Origin of the sequence: Bradyrhizobium sp. AUGA SZCCT0158, assembly GCF_018130065.1 — a bacterium.
Lineage (GTDB): Bacteria > Pseudomonadota > Alphaproteobacteria > Rhizobiales > Xanthobacteraceae > Bradyrhizobium.
On record NZ_JAFCME010000021.1, the window covers coordinates 26389 to 44250 of the forward strand.

The window sequence follows — 17862 nt, forward strand, 5'->3', positions numbered from 1 at the left end:
TTTGACGGTTTTTTCAGGCGCCACCTCATGGCGCCATTCCTCGCATTGATACTGTGGTCGTCGATCTGCCGCTCGCGGCTGGAGCTTTCTTCCGCGGCAATATTGGTGCTTAATCCCGTCATGGCGTTCACGATCAGACAGCTTCAGTTCTTTGTCGCGGTGGCCGAGGCCGGCACGGTTTCCCATGCCGCGCAAGCGCTGTCGATCTCGCAATCGTCCGTCACCGAGGCGATCAAGGAGCTCGAGGCCGATCTGAACGTCAAGCTATTTGAGCGTCACCCGCGCGGCCTGTCTATTACCCACAAAGGCCATCAGCTCCTGCGCCACGCGACGCGCATCCTGACGGATATCTCCGATGCACGCAGGAGCTTCTCCGAGCAAGCTTCGAACCGTGGTGGCCGCCTACAGCTCGGCGTTACCTCGCTCGTCGCCGGCTACGTGCTCTCGGATCTTCTGGCGCGCTATCGCCGTGCGTTTCCGTCGGTTGAGGTCAACGCCATCGAAGACAACGGCGACTACCTCGAGCACCTCTTGATCGGCGGCGAACTGGATGTTGCCGTCATGGTGGTGTCGAACCTGCGCGACCGCCTCGCAATCGACGCCGAGATCGTCGAAGTCTCGCCCTATCGTTTGTGGCTGCCGCTCGGACATTCACTTGCAAGCGCCGACAGCATCGCGCTTGCAGACATTCTCTCTGAGCCCCTTATCATGCTGACAATTGATGAGGTGGAGGAAAATACGGGCAAACTGCTCGCCGCATTCGGAACCCGCCCCAAGATTGCTTTCCGCACGCGATCCGTCGAGGCGGTGCGCAGCCTGGTCGCCACGGGCGCCGGACTCGCACTGCTGCCCGATATTGTCTACCGGCCCTGGTCTCTGGAAGGCGATCGCATCGAGTCGCGCGACGTCTCCGGCTCACTGCCGGCAGTTCAAATCGGCATGACGTGGCGGCGCGGGTCAGGTCTCACGCAAAACGCGCGCGACTTCATAGGCATAGCGCAAGGCCAGCGCAGCGCACGGCAGCGACCATAACGGCACGCTATCGGAAAAAGCGAAACCCACCCTCTGATAAATGAATTTGCGAAAGCTTGCATTTGCCGACACGCTCTGTGCGAGGACCGTGCTGCCTCGAAAATGCAGCCGCCTGGACCTGGGAGGTGTTGATGAAGTCGATACTCGCATTGCTGAGTGGCGTTACGTTGACGCTGGCGCTTGCGAATCCATCCGCGGCGCAAATCAAGGAAATCGGGAAGGCCGAAGGGCAACTTACCATCGTCGCCTGGCCGGGCTATATCGAGCGCGGCGAGACCGACAAGAAGTTCGATTGGGTCACAAAATTCGAACAAGCCTCCGGTTGCAAAGTCAATGTAAAGACCGCCAACACCTCCGACGAGATGGTGGCGTTGATGAATGAAGGCGGCTTCGACCTCGTGACCGCATCTGGCGACGCCTCATTGCGGCTCGTTGCCGGCAAGCGGGTGCAACCGATCAATATCAGCCTCATCAAGAGCTGGGGAACAATCGACGAGCGCCTCAAGAAGGCGCCTTGGCATACGGTCGACGGCGTGCACTACGGCGTTCCCTACATGTGGGGGCCGAACGTTCTGATGTACAACACCAAAGTCTTCAAGGACCCGCCGAAGAGCTGGAAGGTGGTATTCGAGGAGATGGCGTTGCCGGATGGCAAACCGAACAAGGGGCGCGTTCAGGCCTATGACGGCCCCATCCACATTGCAGACGCGGCGCTCTATCTCATGACGCACAAGCCCGATCTTGGCATCAAGAGCCCTTATGAGCTGAACGACGCGCAGTACAAGGCCTCGCTCGAACTCTTGCGCGCACAGCGCAAGCTGGTCGGCCGATATTGGCACGATGCCTTCATCCAAATCGACGATTTCAAGAACGAAGGCGTTGTCGCGTCGGGCTCGTGGCCATTCCAGGTCAACCTGCTCAGGAGCCAGAATCAACCGATCGCATCGTCGATCCCGGACGAGGGTGTCACCGGGTGGGCCGACACGACCATGATGCACGTCGACTCACGTAATCCGAACTGCTCATACATGTGGATGGAGCATTCGCTTGCATCCAACCTGCAGAGCGACCTCTCGGCCTGGTTCGGGGCCAATCCGGCGGTTCCGGCGGCGTGCACGGACGGACGCGGAATGCAGACCAAAGAGGGCTGCTCGACAAATGGCTTCGACAACTTCTCGAAGGTTCGCTTCTGGACGACGCCAACAACGAAATGCGCGACGCAGGGCGACAAGTGCGTGCCCTACTACCGCTGGGTCTCGGACTACATCGGCGTCATCGGAGGGCGTTGAAGCCTGATGCCGCGGTGCAATTCCGCGGCAAAGGTGGCCGGGCGCGACGAACCCTTAAGGGTTGCCGCGACTGGCCACGAGATCTCAAGCGCGTGCTGGCCACCGACGGGCGCCGTAGGCCGAGCGCCGGATCATACAAGCAACGCGGGCAAAGCATGATCGCCGCCGTTTCATTCGAGAACGTATCGCGCCATTTCGGCAGCGTAAAAGCGGTCGACTCGGTCGACCTGGAGGTACAGCCCGGTGAGTTCTTCGCCATGCTCGGGCCATCCGGGTCGGGTAAAACCACCTGTCTTCGCCTCATCGCTGGTTTCGAACATCCAACCGCGGGCGCCATCTCGATCTTCGGCGAACGTGCCGAGGGCGTTCCGCCGTATCGGCGCAACGTCAACACCGTGTTCCAGGACTACGCACTGTTCCCGCATATGAATGTACTGGACAATGTGGCCTACGGACTGAAGGTGAAAGGTGTCTCCAAGACAGAGCGGATACGGACTGCGGAGGACGCGCTGGCGCTCGTCCGCTTGCCGGGCTACGGCACGCGTAAGCCTGGGCAGCTTTCCGGAGGGCAACGCCAGCGTGTTGCGCTCGCGCGTGCGCTCATCAACCGGCCCAAGGTTCTGCTGCTGGACGAACCGCTTGGCGCGCTCGACCTGAAACTGCGCGAGAACATGCAGGAAGAGCTGAAGGCGCTGCAGAAATCGCTCGGGATCACTTTCATCTTCGTAACGCATGACCAGGGCGAAGCTCTGTCGATGGCGGATCGCGTCGCAGTCTTCAACGATGGCCGCATCATGCAAGTAGGCACGCCGCAGGACATCTACACTCGCCCGGCTTCCCGGTTCGTGGCCGATTTCGTCGGCTCCTCCAATGTTGTGCCGCCGGACTTCGTCAAACGCCATTGCCAGCGTGACGGCTGGGGAAGCCTAAGGCCTGAGGCGATCCGCGTGAGCACCCAGGCCAACGGCACAGGCATCCCGGCGCGCGTGGTGTCGGTGAGCTATATCGGCGCGGCGACGCGCCTCGGATTGGACGCGGAAGGATTGCGGCTGCATGCGACGGTGCCGGCCGGCGTGACCGTGCCGGAGCGGGGAGCGGACGTCGTCCTTTCCTTTGGCGCCAACGCGCTGCATGTGATGGAGGCCGACGCATGAGCGATACGGTTGCGCTGACCGATCGGAGCGCGCCGGCGGTTCTCACCGCGCGCAACGGCGTGCTGGGCGCCCTGTCCGATCTGTTCTGGCGCAAGCCGAAGCTGCTGCTGTTTCTCATGCTGCTGCCGCCGGTTCTGTGGCTCGGCATTGTCTACCTCGGCTCGCTGTTTGCGCTTCTGCTGCAGAGCTTCTTCTCGATCGATGAATATTCGGGGATGATCAAGCGTGAGTTCACGCTGAAAACCTACGGCGAACTGCTGCAGCCCTCCAACCTGGACATCATGATTCGTACCGTCGTGATGGCCACGCTGGTGACGATCGCATCCGCCGTCGTCGCGTTTCCGATCGCCTACTATGCGGCCCGGTATGCCCGCGGCAAGTGGAAGGCATTGTTCTATCTCGGAATCATGCTGCCGCTGTGGTCGAGCTATCTGGTCAAGATCTATGCCTGGAAGCTCATCCTCGCCAAGGAAGGCATTCTCAACTGGGCTCTTGCAAAGCTGCACCTGACGGGCCTGCTCGAGGCCTGGCTGGCGCTGCCGATCGTCGGCGGCAACTCGTTGTCGGTGTCGTCCACGGGCACGTTCATCGTTTTCGTCTATGTCTGGCTGCCTTTCATGATCTTGCCAATCCAGGCGTCACTTGAGCGCATTCCCGTGAGCCTCATTGAGGCGTCGGCCGATCTGGGAGCCTCGCCAACGCGTAGTTTCTGGAACGTGATCTTCCCGCTGGCGTTGCCGGGCGTCGCCGCAGGATCGATCTTTACGTTCTCTCTGACGCTTGGCGACTACATCATTCCGAAAATCATAGGCACCTCGCACCTGTTCATCGGACAGGCTGTCTACGCCCATCAGGGAACAGCCGGAAACATCCCGCTCGCCGCCGCATTCACTGTCGTGCCGATCGTGGTCATGGGCCTCTATCTGTGGATGGCCAAGCGCATGGGGGCGTTCGATGCGATCTGATCGCAAAGCATCCGCGCCGCTCGGGCTGAAGGTGGCGACCGCCTGCGGCCTTCTGTTCTTGCACGTGCCGATTCTCCTGATCTTTGTGTACGCATTCACCACTGAAGACAAAACCTACCAATGGCCGCCGCCCGGCTTTACGACACAGTGGCTCGGGGTAACCTGGAATCGGCCCGACGTTTGGGAGGCGCTGACGGTGTCGGTGAAGGTCGCGGCGATCGCAACCCTGATCGCGATCGTGCTCGGAACATTGTGCGCTGCTGCGGTGAGCGGCTCGCGCTTTTTCGGCCGCGAGGTCATATCACTCCTCATCATCCTGCCGATCGCGTTGCCCGGCATCATCACCGGCATCTCGTTGCGGTCGGCCTTCTCGCTGATGGATATTCCGTTCTCAACGTGGACCATCGTGCTCGGCCACGCCACGTTCTGCGTGGTCGTCGTCTACAACAACGCGGTCGCGCGCTTCCGCCGCACGTCCGGCTCGCTGATCGAGGCATCGTACGATCTCGGCGCCGACGGCTTTCAGACCTTCCGCCATGTCGTGCTGCCGAATATCGGTACGGCGCTGCTCGCGGGCGGGATGCTGGCCTTTGCGCTGTCGTTTGACGAGGTGATTGTCACCACCTTCACGGCCGGGCAGCAACAGACACTGCCGATCTGGATGCTGGAAGAACTCGTGCGGCCGCGTCAGCGGCCGGTCACGAACGTGGTGGCGATGGTTGTGGTGCTCGTGACGCTGATCCCGATCGTCGCCGCCTACTACCTGACGCGCGAGGGCGATCAAGTCTCGGGCGCAGGCAAATAGAAGATGCAGGAAGGAGACTGGGCTATGGATATGGCGATGCTGATCGGCTCGAAACTCGAAAAGGGAACCGAGACCGAGGAACCGATCTTCGATCCGCGCACTGGAGAGACCGTGCTGCAGATGCCCGAGGCCTCGCTGCAGCAGATCGAGGCCGCAATCCTTTCCGCCGAGAAAGCGTTTGCGACCTGGTCGCGCACGACACCTGCACAGCGCTCGGCCTATCTCTTGCGCATCGCCGACCGTATCGAGGCGGAGGCTAACGAGTTTGCCAAGCTCGAGGCGCTCAACTGCGGCAAGCCGATCAACGCCGTGCTCAACGACGAACTGCCCGCGATCGTCGACTGCTACCGGTTCTTCGCCGGCGCAGTCCGTACCATGCCCGGGGCAATCGCCGGAGAATATCTCCCAGGCTTCACGTCGATGATCCGCCGCGACCCGATCGGTATCGTCGCATCCATCGCGCCGTGGAACTATCCGCTGATGATGATGGCCTGGAAGCTCGCGCCAGCCATCGCCGGAGGCAATACGGTGGTGTTCAAACCATCCGAGCAGACGCCGCTGACGGCGCTCAAACTGGCCAAAGTCCTGGCAGATATCTTGCCCGAGGGAGTGGTCAACGTCGTGCTCGGCCGCGGCGATACGGTCGGCAACGCGCTGATCAACCACCCCAAGGTCAACATGATCTCGATCACGGGCGACGTCGCAACCGGCAAGAAGGTGTTGCAGGCGGCGGCAAAGTCGGTGAAGCGCACACATCTGGAGCTTGGCGGCAAAGCCCCCGTCATCGTTTTCGACGATGCCGATCTCGAGGCGGTGGTGACCGGATTGCGCGCCTTCGGCTACTACAATGCCGGCCAGGATTGCACAGCCGCCTGCCGCATCTATGCCGGCAAGGGGATTTACGACAAGCTGGTTGCGGATCTCTCGTCTGCCGTTTCAACGATCAAGTACGATCGCGCGGACGACACCGAAAACGAGATTGGCCCCTTGATCTCACAGCGTCAGCTCTATCGTGTCGCAAGCTTTGTCGAGCGTGCGTCGGAACTCAAACATGTCGCGATCACGACCGGCGGCAAGGTCGGTGGGGGCCAGGGCTTCTACTACCAGCCGACCGTCGTCGCGGGCGCGCTGCAAAACGACGAGATCGTGCGGCGTGAAGTCTTCGGGCCGGTGGTGTCGGTGACGCGGTTCACAGAAGTCGATGATGCGGTCGCTTGGGCCAATGACAGCGACTATGGGCTGGCCTCGTCGGTATGGACAAAGGACGTGGGACGCGCAATGGCGACGGCGGCTCGACTGCAATATGGCTGCACCTGGATCAACACACATTTCATGCTGACCAACGAGATGCCGCATGGCGGGGTCAAACAGTCGGGTTACGGCAAAGACATGTCGCTCTACGCATTGGAAGACTACACGGCCGTGCGCCATGTAATGGTCGCGCACGGGTAGTGGCACGGGTTGTTTTGCCTTCGATCCGCACCACCGCCTGGAGGCGGCCGTGTTCCTGATGGCAGCCTGGCCTGGGCTGTGATGTCGGCATCGATGACCAATGCGCGGTCTCCGCGCGCAAGGAGCCGGTCGGGGCCTCACGGGAGGAAGACGTGTTTGTCGACGCCGAGAATGAAAAGCTCACGTAGCGAGTTCGGCAGGCAAGTGTCCAACCAGGAAGACTAAGCACGTAGCGCACGCAGCTATCGCCCTTTGGCACTCACGAGTTCTTGAGCAAGCGTCTGAACGACCGCGGTTGGCAATTGAATGCCTGACAGCTTCCACCCGTCCCCTTCGAAATGAACGTTAACGCCGGTACCGGCAGGCCGGTCGAGCCAAATCAGAAACTCTACAGGCGTAATCGGTCTTAACCGCCCCAGCGTTTCGAACAGATTTGAAGTTTTAATTTCGGTCAGACGAGGGATGCTGACGGTTGCTCCGGCAGAACTGACTGTTCCCTTCGCCAGGATGGCTGTCAGGTTTTCCGCGGTCAGCAATTTGGCAATCATCGCATCGGCGACAGAAGCACCGTAGGTATTTGCCGCCACTCTCTCCAGCGGCTTGACGGGACGGTCACGGCCCAATTGCTTCAGATAGGCTGACACAATCTGATCAACCAACGAACGCCGCAGCCGAGCCGTGTCGGTCCGCATCAGCACCGTATCGCCGTCTCCGGCACGTGCCGCCTCGACCAGGCCATGCAGAGAAACCACGGCTGATCCGATATACAGCACGATCGCCATAGCCACGGCGACCGCGGTTCCAAGAAACCACCGCATTGGTCGTACCCCGCATCTCTAAAGCTATCGACGACGCTTAAGTAGTGATCAAGAACGAACCGCGCGAGCGCACGGGATGGGCAAATATGTGGCATTCGGTCTCAGCCCACGTGCAGCGGACGCCGAACCGTATGCCGTGTGCAGCGGTTCCTGACTGCGCAATCGATCGGACACATCAGAGATGGGGCCAGGATCAGCAGTTGTCAGGGACCTTGTAGAGATATCCATCACCGCCCCATCGACTCCGCCAGCGCAAAGTTGCCAGCGCTAACTTGTCCAAACCAAATCCGCCGAGGCTCTCGCCAAGCAGGCAGGATGCGAATGAACGAGTCAGAACACCAGCTCAGACGGCATCGGTCGCAGGAGCAACGTGTTCGCGGTCATCTCAGCTGGTTTGCCGGTGAGTCGGGGGACCCACCCACACCGACTTCGGCGGATCCAGCACAGGAACGCCGGGTTTCTATTGGCGGCGTTAGTACTTTGAACCCTGCGACAGAAGATGCCTAAGGTTCGGCGTCCGGACGCCGCTTGTCGGGCTACGCTATGAACGACGGTAATCATCCTCGATGCGGATGATGTCATCCTCGCCGAAATAGCTGCCGGTCTGCACCTCGATCAGTTCGAGCTGAATCTTGCCGGGGTTTTCCAGCCGGTGCACTGCGCCGATCGGGATGTAGATCGACTCGTTCTCGTGCACCGTCTTGATCAGTTCGTTGACGGTCACCTGCGCGGTGCCGCGCACCACGATCCAGTGCTCCGAGCGATGGTGATGCTTCTGCAGCGACAGCCGCCCGCCCGGCTTGACGATGATGCGCTTGACCTGGTGACGCTCACCATTGTCGACCGACTGGTACGAGCCCCAGGGCCGGTGCACCTTGATATGATCTTCAGTTACCTGCGGCGCCACGACCTTCAGCTTCGCGACCAGCCGCTTCAGTCCGTTGGCATCCTTTTGCCCCGATACCAGCACCGCATCCTGGGTTGCGACCACGACCAGATCGTCGACGCCCTCGAGCGCGACCAGCGCGCGGTCGGTCGTCACGTTGCAATTGCGTGAATCCTCGAACACGGCGGCGCCGCGCGCGGCGTTGCCCTGCCCGTCCTTGTCGGACAATTCCCAGACCGCGTGCCAGGAGCCGACATCCGACCAGCCGCAGGCGACCGGCACCACCGCGGTGCGTGAGGTCTTCTCCATCACCGCATAATCGATCGAGATCGATTTGGCGGCGGCAAACGTATCGTTGTCGAGCTTGACGAAGCCGAGGTCGCTGCCGGCCCGGGCGACGGAGTCCGACACCGCCTCGACGCTTGCAGTATCGACCTTGCGGTATTCATCGAGCAGCACGTCGGCGCGGAACATGAAGTTGCCGCTATTCCAGAGATAGCCCGATTTGACGTAGGCCGCCGCCGTTTCGGCGTTCGGCTTCTCGACGAATTTGGCGACGCTGCGCACTTGTCCCGAGATCGCATCGCCGGGACTGATGTAGCCATACTCAGTGGCGGGCCGCTCCGGCTGCACGCCGAAGGTCACGATGTGGCCCGCTTCCGCGGCGGCGAGCCCTTCACGGCAGGCCGCGACGAATGCCGCAGTATCGCGCACCACATGGTCGGCCGCCAGCGCCAGCACGTTGGCATCCTTGTCGCGGGTTTGCGCAAACGCGGCGCCCGCCGCGATCGCAGGCCCGGAATCGCGCCTCATCGGCTCCAGCAGCACGTCGGCTTCCAGACCGATCTCGGCGAGTTGCTCCAGCACCATGAAGCGATAGGCATTGTTGGTGATGATGACCGGACGCTCGAACAGCGCGGCGTCGGATACCCGCTTCAAGGTGTCCTGAAACGTCGAGCGGGTCCCGAACAGCGGCAGGAACTGCTTGGGATGAACCTCGCGCGAGGCCGGCCATAGCCGCGTGCCGGCGCCGCCGCACATGATGAGGGGAATAATGCGTTTGTTCATAGCGCCCTGCCGTCCAAATTATGATAGTTGCGGTACCACTGCGCAAATCTGGTTATTCCATCCTCGATGCTGGTCGCGGGCCGAAACCCGATATCACGGCGCAGATCTTCCATCTCGGCATAAGTTTCCGGCACGTCGCCGGGTTGCATCGGCAACATTTCCTTATTGGCGGTACGACCAAACTCTTTCTCGAGTAGAGAAACCACGTGCATCAGTTCCTCGGGGTTATTGTTGCCGACATTGTAGATTTTCCACGGCGCCGAACTCGTCGATGGATCAGGCCTGTCGCCGGACCACTCTGAAATACCCCGAGGCGGGCGGTTGATCAGGCGAGCAATCGCTTCGCTGACGTCGTCGATAAAGGTGAAATCACGTCGCATGTTGCCGTGATTGAACAGCTTGATCGGTGTCCCCTCGACGATCGCCTTGGCAAAGATGAAGATTGCCATGTCCGGGCGACCCCAAGGGCCATATACCGTGAAGAACCGCAGGCCTGTAGCAGGAAGTCCGAACAAATGGCTATAGGTATGTGCCATCAATTCATTCGCTTTTTTCGATGCGGCATACAGACTAATCGGATGATCGACATTGTCCTGCACCGAAAATGGCAGCTTGGTATTCGCACCATAGACCGACGATGAAGATGCGAACAATAAATGCTCACAACCGTTATGTCGACAACCTTCAAGTACATTCATGAAGCCTTCGACATTTGCATCGATGTAGGCATGCGGGTTTTCCAGCGAATAGCGAACACCCGCCTGAGCGGCGAGATGAACAACTGCCGGGAAGCGATGCTGTGCGAAAAACAACTTCATCGCGGCCCGATCTGCCAGATCAAGCCTCTCGAAAGTGAAACTCGCATGACGTTTCAAAATGTCGATGCGCGCTTCCTTGAGTTTCGGATCGTAGTAGCTGTTGACGATATCGAGACCGACAACCGGACGCCCCTCCGCCAACAGCCGCTGCGCAACATGAAATCCTATAAAGCCGGCAGCGCCAGTGACTAGAATCGCTCGATCGGACATCCGGGCTCCGTTTGAAGGCCTATAGGCGCCACAGCTCGATGGCGGCTGGCTTTGAGCTGCGATCAAGCTTCATCTTTACATCGAAAACAAGGCCTTCTCCCCCATTCAGCAATCGTTCAACGAGTGGCCAGCCGCCTTTGAGATACTTCTCATGTGCCACCGCCAGAATGACCGCATCGGCCGGTTGAAGTGCATCGAATTCAGTTAGAGTCACGTCGTATTCGTGCCTGGCGTCCGCTCCACTCGCGATCGGGTCATGGACCTGAACGGTCAGACCAAACGATTGCAACTCCTTGATGACATCGACCACGCGAGAGTTGCGCGTATCCGGAACGTCTTCCTTGAAGGTAAGGCCGAGCACGGTCACCACGCCACCGCCGCCTTTCCGACGCAGCAATCCTCGAACGCACTCGCGGGCAATCCTTTGACCCATGCTGTCATTGATGCGGCGGCCAGCCAGAATGACTTCGGGGTGGTAGCCGGCCTTTTCCGCACGATAGGTCAGGTAATATGGATCGACACCAATACAATGACCGCCTACCAGCCCGGGCTGGAAAGGCAGAAAGTTCCATTTGGTTCGTGCAGCAGCAATCACGTCCCCGGTGTCGATATCTAGCGCCTTGAAGATGAGCGACAGCTCGTTCATGAAGGCAATGTTGAGATCACGCTGGGTGTTTTCGATTACCTTAGCCGCTTCGGCGACCTTGATCGACGGAGCGCGGTGGATTCCAGCGGAGACCACCGCCCCATAAACATCGGCGACAATATCGAGCGTCGGCCCGTCCTGCGCGGAGACCACCTTAACGATCGTCTCAAATCGATGGAGCTTGTCGCCGGGATTGATGCGTTCAGGTGAGTATCCGACCGTAAAGTCCGAACCGGCGTTCAAACCTGATACCTGGGCGAGAACGGGAATACACACCTCCTCTATCGCGCCCGGATAGACCGTCGATTCATAGACGACGATATCCCCGATCTTCAGCACGCTTCCGACAGAACGCGAAGCGGCGATCATCGCTCCCAAATCGGGTCTACGCGCGTCATCAATTGGAGTTGGTACTGTGACGATAAAAAAATCGGAATTTCGGATTGCGGCCGGATCACTGGAAAACGTCAGCGATTCATGACGAAGATCGTCACCTTCGACTTCACACGTGCGATCGTACCCGTCCACGAGTTCGGAGATACGACCAGTGTCCACATCGAACCCTACGACGGGAAATCCCCTCCTGGCGAACGATGCCGCCACCGGCAATCCCACATAGCCGAGACCTATGACCGCGATGTTTCGGCCCAATTGCATAAAAATACCAGAGTTGTCCGGGATACCACCCGTTCCAACCATTGTTTAGCCGCCGTTGTCGCCTGTTCGCAAGGGCGATGGGCCGCCGGCTGTCACGATTATTGCCACGGCGTCCTTAAAGCCTTACCAGAGCAAAATGGGCGCTTTCGCGCTAATCGGCGAATCAACCACCTGCACACGGCCCAAGATGCGTCCACTGTTGACATTGACGGTTCGAATTCTGGTTTCGCTGGCGCTACTCTATCTTGCGCTCCGCGGCATCAATTTTGGGGCGATTCAGTCCCGTCTCGGGCAAATTAACCTGGGTTGGCTCGGGATCGCCGTGCTTGTCACCGTTGGCCAGATATTTCTGGGTGCGCTTCGATGGCGTGCAGTCTCGGGGAAATGCCAGGCGCCGCTGACCGACCTTCAGGCTTTCCGCTACAACATGATCGGGGCGTTCTTTAATCAGACGCTGCCGTCGACGATCGGCGGCGACGCCATGCGGCTCTGGCTCGTTAACCGTACCGGCGCGGGCTGGCGCGCCGCGACCTACTCGATTTTGACTGACCGCGCCATCGGACTGATCGCTCTGGCCCTGATCATCATTGCCAGCCTGCCATGGAGCCTCGCGATCATTGCCGACAGCCATGGACGCATCGCTCTCGTCCTTGTCGACGTCGCAGCCTTGTGCGGCGGGCTGGGATTTCTCCTGCTTGGCAATCTGCCTTTTTCGTGGCTGCGAACTTTTTGGCCGACGAAGCATCTCTATGCCTGTTCGGTGATCGCCAACAGCGTGATCTTCGACCGGACCAGCGGACCGAAAATTGCGGTCCTGTCGTTCTCGATCCATGTGCTGGCGGTCGTAATCGCGTGGTGCGCCGCGCGCTCGATCGCAGCGCCGGCTGACTTCGAGCAGATGTTCCTGCTGATCCCGCCGATCATGCTGATTACGATGATGCCGGTCTCGATCGCGGGCTGGGGCGTGCGCGAGGCAACGATGATGGTCGCGTTCGGTTATGCGGGCCTCGCGCCAACCGACGGAACGGTTGTTTCGATCCTATTCGGCGCCGTATCCTTTATCGTTGGCGGCATCGGCGGGCTGGTATGGATATTGAGTGCGGAGCGGTCGGAAAAAACTCCAAAAGGTATTCTGGAAGCGCCGTGACATGAGTCTTGCGTTCGCAGACCGTGAAAGCTCCCTCCTTCGCTTGCGATCGCCCCTATCAGGAATTTTTCTGGCGGCGCTGGCAGTGCGCTGGTCATATGCGCTGCTGATCTATGCATGGATGGGCGACGACGGCCTTAAAGGCGTCGACTCCGTTACGTTCGCGGCTCAGGCCCAAGCATTCGCAAGCGCGATCCTCGCCGGCAACGTACATGGATCACAATGGCTCGGCGAAGCGCCATACACGATGCCTCTGTTCCAATGGCTGACAGCCTTACCATTCATTCTGGCCGGCAAAGCCGGAACCATCGTCTACGTCCTGCTGCAGGGCGTCCTCGATAGTGGGACGTGCGCTCTCACATACCTCACTGCGCGTGCGCTCAACACCAGGCTGGCTCTACCGTCCGCGATCGCTTCCATCCTCAATCCGACACAGATCGTGATGAGCGGCTTGATGTACACCGATACGCCCTTCACGTTCTTCGTCGCTTTATCACTTTTTCTCGCAACGAATTGGGCTGACGCGCCGACGCGACGCAACGCGATGCTCCTCGGCTGCGCTCTCGGCGGGGCGGCGCTGATCCGAGTCACGATCGCTCCATGGGGCATTGGCGCCATCGGTCTGCTAGCTGCATTTGCGTGGTGGAAACGCAAATCCCTTTCGGAAATTTCAAGCCTGGCGTTCGCAGCAGCGGTGCTTTGCGTTGGCCTCGGCATGATCGCGGCCCGCAGCCATGCTCAATACGGAACGTTTGCCCTGAGCCCGCAGGGCGGCGACTACCTCGCGCTATGGATCGTTCCGCTGGCAAAGGAAACTCAGGACCGCACGCCTTACGCGACGACGGTCGACGACGTAATACAACGAACCGCTCAGCGCTTTGGGATTCCGTCGTCTAACCCTTTCGAGCAATCCCGGCGCTTTCAGGAAATCGGTTGGGAATTTCTCCGCAACGAAATCAAGCTCACGGCGCTGGCGGCATCCTGGGGCTCGGGCATCTTCATCAATCTCGTATCGCCGGCTCATTTGCTGTCGCCGCCGGTATCGGCACTGCCGCGCGCCGGCTTTTACGAGACGCGTGGCGATTCCTTTCTTGGGAAAGTGTGGAACTACGCGTTCCGGTCGGGCAACGCGCTTTACAGCTGGCTGCTGATTTTGGGGAGCATCGGGCTTGCCGCTGTTCGCGCAATCCAGTTGCTCGGGATCGTCTCCCTCCTGCGCCAGCGGCAATACTGGCCTCGCCTCGCATTCGCCGGCTCGTGGATCGTATTTCTATTGATTCTGAACGGCCCGATTGCCTCGCCGAAATATCGCCTACCGCTGGAGCCGCTTTTCAATATCATGACAGGCGCCGGGATTGTGGCGATCCTCGGCAATCGCGGGCTTGCCTCCTTCAGGAAACAGCACACCTTGTAACGGCATCATGGCAACGGGCCATTTGTCCTTTTCTCGATCACGATGAGCAAGCGAAATCCGAACAGACGCCCGCACCATCGTTCGAGTTTCTTCTCCGCCCACAATATCCTTCGGGCAACAGCCTCGCTGACCAGCGACCACGGCTTGAACCCGCCGCTGCACGGATAGGCGACGAACGAAAACCAGTGCGTATCGACGATCCGAAACTCGGGAAACTTAGCATGAAACGCTTCGCTATCGCGCCCCACAAGCAGAGTTGGTATCGCTTGGTTGGCTGCATAGGGATCGCGATGGCGATCGGGTGCACCTTCCGCCAGCGGATCGGCGTTCATCACCACCGGCTCATGGTGTAACACCCGGTAGAACAGGGTGCTGCCCAGACTTATCCCGGGTTCCACCATGACGATTCGCCCGTTTTCGCGGAGTACGCGCGCGGCTTCCCGGAACAATAGCGAAGGGAATTCGACGTGGTGAAGCACGTCGAGCATTACGATGTTGGACAGGGAGTTCGCGGCAAACGGGAGTTTTTGCGCATCGGCTACCAGATCGAGCCATGGCGCAAACTGTATATCCGATGAGATCAGCGCGGGTATCTTCTCCCTTAGATTGCCAATACCGCCACCAAGCTCGAGCGTAGGGCCATCGACAACGGAATTGGCAATGCGTTCGAAAAAGTCATCATAGAGCAGCCGCAAAACCGGCTTGTGCTGCCAGATGTTACGGTACTTGACCAGAGCGTCCGTCATTCTAATCTTGATCCGAAGATAGTTTCATGGCCTGCCTTGATCGATCAGCATTTCACGATTTCTTATCTCCTGGTACGGCAACCCGTGTAAACGCCAAAATCGAAAACCTGCGACGAAGGAATTGCCCCCGCTTCTCCCGATCAAAGAACGCAGGGGCCGAAAATTCAAATGAAAACTGCCCGCAAAATACAGCTTGCGCGTCTCGCTTACCGTGCCGTTCGTCTCGGCCGAACCATTGTGGGTCGCTCGGACCGTTGCATCGTCGCGCGCGACGGCTTGAAATACGATCTTGATCTCTCACAAGGAGTCGACTTCGCCATCTATTTTGGGGATATTTTTGAGCGAAGCACCAGAGCCGCGCTACGAAGACTGGTAGCTCCCTCCGCATTGGTACTCGATATCGGCGCTAATATCGGCGCTCACACGCTGCAACTCGCAAAACTGGTGGGATCGGCCGGTCGCGTTCTGGCCTTCGAGCCGACCGATTTCGCGTTTCGCAAACAGGCAAGGAACCTCGAACTCAACCCCGAACTTGCCCAGCGGGTCACTGCCTATCATTGTTTCCTCGCGGCGGAGGATGAAGCGCCGGTGCCCGGCGCCATTTATTCGAGCTGGCCGCTGACGCAAGGAAGCGAACGCCACGCCAAGCATCTGGGGCAGGAAATGCCGACACTGTCGGCCCCGGCCCGCAGCATCGACAGTATCCTCAGGGAGCACGGCGAAGCCAAAGTGCAACTCGTCAAACTGGACGTCGACGGCTTCGAGTGTGAAATCTTGCGAGGCGCGACCAACTTGCTGCGGGTCTGTCGTCCAATATTCATCATGGAACTCGCCCCCTATGTACTCGCGGAGCGTGGCACGTCGTTGGAAGAACTGCTGTCGTTCTTCCTACCCAACGGGTACCGTCTCTATGATGAACAGCACGAGCGCCCCCTTCCTTCCACCGCGGCCGAGCTCGAGAATCTGATCGGGGACGGCGAGAGCATTAACGTCATAGCGCGCGTCTAGCTGCGATTCCAACGCACGCGGGCCTCAGATCGCCTTGATCCTGAAGAAAGCAAAGACGACCATCTTCAGGAGCATGACGCCGTGCCGAAAGCGCGAAATTTGAGTCTCGCCGTATTCGCGCGCGGCGTAGCGGATCGGTAAATCGACGGTCTTCAGGTTGAGCTTGGACGCGCCGAAGATGAGATCGAAATCGCCGAACGGATCGAAATCACCGAAATAGGCTTTGCCGTCCCGCAAGCGATAATAGTCGGATCGCCGCATCACCTTCGTCCCGCACAGCGTATCGGTATAGCGCTGGTTGAGCAGCCACGAAAACAGGTAGGAAAACAACTTGTTTGCGACCAGATTCAGGAACCGCATCGCATCGTCCTCAAGGGGATAGACCAGGCGCGACCCGTTGATGAACTCGCCCTTTCCCAAACGAAGTGCCTCCCAGAACTTCGGCAATTGTTCCGGCGGCATGGTCAGGTCGGCGTCCAGGATCATTAGCACGTCGCCGCGGGCGACGTCATAGGCCGCGAATACCGCGTCGGCCTTGCCCTTGCCGGGCTGCCGCATCGCCTTGATGTCCATCTGCGGATACGCCGCCTTGACCCGTTCGATTTCCTCGAAGGTGCCGTCCTTGCTGTGGCCCTCGACAAAGATGATCTCAATGTCATCGCAGAACGACGGAATGCGTTGAATCGCGGGCTCGATATTGCCACGCTCATTACGGGCCGGAATGACGATGGTAACAGATTTCAGATCCTCAACGGCCGCATGGCGTGAACGCGCCACAAAGTAGTGGCGAAGCGCGAAGAACCTGAAGCCGGGAAGAATGCTGACGAAGCGGTTGATCAGCCGCCCGATTCCCAACAACGAGATTGGCATCAACACCCGCTGCTCCGATTTGACCACATCGAACTCGCCGAGCGAGGCCAACGCGTGCAGATCAGACGGCGACAGCACGTTCTGCGGCGGATATGGCATCCGTTGTCCGGTCCATTCGGCGAGCTTCAGCACGGGCTGCCACAGGTGGGAAAAATATCCGACGATCAGCCGGGTTTGCCGGCCGCAATACAGATGAAGTTGCTCGATGAACTTCTGAACATCCTCGATCGCGCCGATCGTGTCCATCACCAGGATGAAATCAAAGGGCTCGGCAATGGCGGCAAGCGCAGCGCCATCCTCCGCATCGACGACGTGGAAGGTAAGGCCGGGATGTAGCTTTCGCGCCTGGTTGATCATGCCAGGGCTGAAATCGATTCCGACACCATAAGACGGCTGCAGCGCGGCAAGCGTGTCGCCGGTGCCGCAGCCGATCTCCAACACGCGCGCGCCGGGTGGAACCAGAAATTGCAGGTATTTCTGGTCCTCCTGATGGAAAAAGCTCGCCTTGCGCCGCCATTCCACCCGTTCGGCGGCATAGGCTTCGGAGTGCTGAAGGGTTGCCGCCTTGCGCGGAGACATCGGCATTGAGCAAATAACCTGCGCTGGGTGCGAATGACGCCTCGAGGCGTTCGCGGTTGGAAAAGAAAGCGGGAAGTTCCCGAAAACCGCGCCGAAGGGTCGGTTTGGCCACCGCAAATGCTTTTGCGCGTCATCAATGATTTCACGCCATTTTGCAAGTTGGCCCTGGCTCGACGACACCCGACTGAAAATCACACAACATATTGATTTTACTTATATATTAATCTTAAATCGTCCCGCGTGTGGACCTGCACAATTACTGTTCACCGTATGAACGCAAATGTTGACGATGCTATCT

Annotated in this window: 15 protein-coding genes; 9 read left to right on the top strand and 6 right to left on the bottom strand. The window is 59.3% G+C overall.

Annotation, left to right across the window (positions count from 1 at the left end; genetic code table 11):
* The first annotated feature begins 120 nt into the window (after window positions 1-120).
* The 6 genes from JQ574_RS26055 (at window position 121) to JQ574_RS26080 (ending at window position 6697) form a co-directional block, all read left to right on the top strand.
* Window positions 121-1032: a LysR substrate-binding domain-containing protein gene (locus JQ574_RS26055; protein ID WP_212384070.1), complete on the top strand. Its 912-nt coding sequence runs from the start codon at window positions 121-123 to the stop codon at window positions 1030-1032.
* A gap of 131 nt (window positions 1033-1163) precedes the next feature.
* Window positions 1164-2321 carry an ABC transporter substrate-binding protein gene (locus tag JQ574_RS26060; protein WP_212384007.1) on the top strand — a complete coding sequence of 386 codons (1158 nt, stop codon included), beginning with the start codon at window positions 1164-1166 and terminating at the stop codon, window positions 2319-2321.
* 155 nt (window positions 2322-2476) lie between these two features.
* The gene (locus JQ574_RS26065; protein ID WP_212384008.1) at window positions 2477-3475 is read left to right on the top strand and encodes an ABC transporter ATP-binding protein; all 999 of its coding nucleotides are present in this window, start codon (window positions 2477-2479) and stop codon (window positions 3473-3475) included.
* Window positions 3472-4440 carry an ABC transporter permease gene (locus tag JQ574_RS26070; protein WP_212384009.1) on the top strand — a complete coding sequence of 323 codons (969 nt, stop codon included), beginning with the start codon at window positions 3472-3474 and terminating at the stop codon, window positions 4438-4440. The genes JQ574_RS26065 and JQ574_RS26070 overlap by 4 nt, the downstream gene beginning before the upstream one ends.
* Window positions 4430-5245: an ABC transporter permease gene (locus JQ574_RS26075; protein WP_212274749.1), complete on the top strand. Its 816-nt coding sequence runs from the start codon at window positions 4430-4432 to the stop codon at window positions 5243-5245. Before JQ574_RS26070 ends, JQ574_RS26075 begins: the two co-directional genes overlap by 11 nt.
* 24 nt (window positions 5246-5269) lie before the next feature.
* Window positions 5270-6697, top strand: a complete 1428-nt coding sequence (locus tag JQ574_RS26080; protein WP_212384010.1) for a gamma-aminobutyraldehyde dehydrogenase — start codon at window positions 5270-5272, stop codon at window positions 6695-6697.
* A 242-nt stretch (window positions 6698-6939) separates the two neighbouring features.
* Here JQ574_RS26080 and JQ574_RS26085 read toward each other — a convergent pair whose 3' ends face one another.
* The 4 genes from JQ574_RS26085 to JQ574_RS26100 all read right to left on the bottom strand — a co-directional run bounded on the left by JQ574_RS26085 (window position 6940) and on the right by JQ574_RS26100 (window position 11800).
* Window positions 6940-7515: a DUF2939 domain-containing protein gene (locus tag JQ574_RS26085; protein ID WP_212384011.1), complete on the bottom strand. Its 576-nt coding sequence runs from the start codon at window positions 7513-7515 to the stop codon at window positions 6940-6942.
* Between the two features lie 541 nt (window positions 7516-8056).
* Window positions 8057-9469 (bottom strand): mannose-1-phosphate guanylyltransferase/mannose-6-phosphate isomerase, encoded by a 1413-nt coding sequence (locus tag JQ574_RS26090; RefSeq protein ID WP_212384012.1) that lies wholly within the window; start codon window positions 9467-9469, stop codon window positions 8057-8059.
* Window positions 9466-10497 (bottom strand): NAD-dependent epimerase, encoded by a 1032-nt coding sequence (locus tag JQ574_RS26095; RefSeq protein ID WP_212384013.1) that lies wholly within the window; start codon window positions 10495-10497, stop codon window positions 9466-9468. Before JQ574_RS26095 ends, JQ574_RS26090 begins: the two co-directional genes overlap by 4 nt.
* 19 nt (window positions 10498-10516) lie before the next feature.
* A complete protein-coding gene (locus tag JQ574_RS26100; protein ID WP_212384071.1) occupies window positions 10517-11800 on the bottom strand; it encodes a nucleotide sugar dehydrogenase in 1284 nt (427 codons plus the stop codon).
* A gap of 187 nt (window positions 11801-11987) precedes the next feature.
* On the opposite strand from JQ574_RS26100, the gene JQ574_RS26105 reads away from it, so the two are divergent.
* Both JQ574_RS26105 and JQ574_RS26110 read left to right on the top strand, forming a co-directional pair.
* Complete coding sequence (locus JQ574_RS26105) at window positions 11988-12947, top strand: lysylphosphatidylglycerol synthase transmembrane domain-containing protein (protein WP_212384072.1); 960 nt, start codon at window positions 11988-11990, stop codon at window positions 12945-12947.
* A 1-nt stretch (window position 12948) separates the two neighbouring features.
* Window positions 12949-14361, top strand: coding sequence for a glycosyltransferase family 39 protein (locus JQ574_RS26110; RefSeq protein ID WP_212384014.1), 1413 nt, complete (start codon window positions 12949-12951; stop codon window positions 14359-14361).
* A 5-nt stretch (window positions 14362-14366) separates the two neighbouring features.
* Here the strand turns inward: JQ574_RS26110 and JQ574_RS26115 are convergent, their stop codons facing one another.
* Window positions 14367-15107: a class I SAM-dependent methyltransferase gene (locus JQ574_RS26115; protein ID WP_212384015.1), complete on the bottom strand. Its 741-nt coding sequence runs from the start codon at window positions 15105-15107 to the stop codon at window positions 14367-14369.
* 168 nt (window positions 15108-15275) lie between these two features.
* On the opposite strand from JQ574_RS26115, the gene JQ574_RS26120 reads away from it, so the two are divergent.
* Window positions 15276-16115 carry an FkbM family methyltransferase gene (locus tag JQ574_RS26120; RefSeq protein ID WP_212384016.1) on the top strand — a complete coding sequence of 280 codons (840 nt, stop codon included), beginning with the start codon at window positions 15276-15278 and terminating at the stop codon, window positions 16113-16115.
* 24 nt (window positions 16116-16139) lie between these two features.
* On the opposite strand, the gene JQ574_RS26125 is transcribed toward JQ574_RS26120, so the two are convergent.
* Window positions 16140-17570, bottom strand: coding sequence for a glycosyltransferase (locus tag JQ574_RS26125; protein ID WP_212384017.1), 1431 nt, complete (start codon window positions 17568-17570; stop codon window positions 16140-16142).
* Between the last annotated feature and the right edge of the window lie 292 nt (window positions 17571-17862).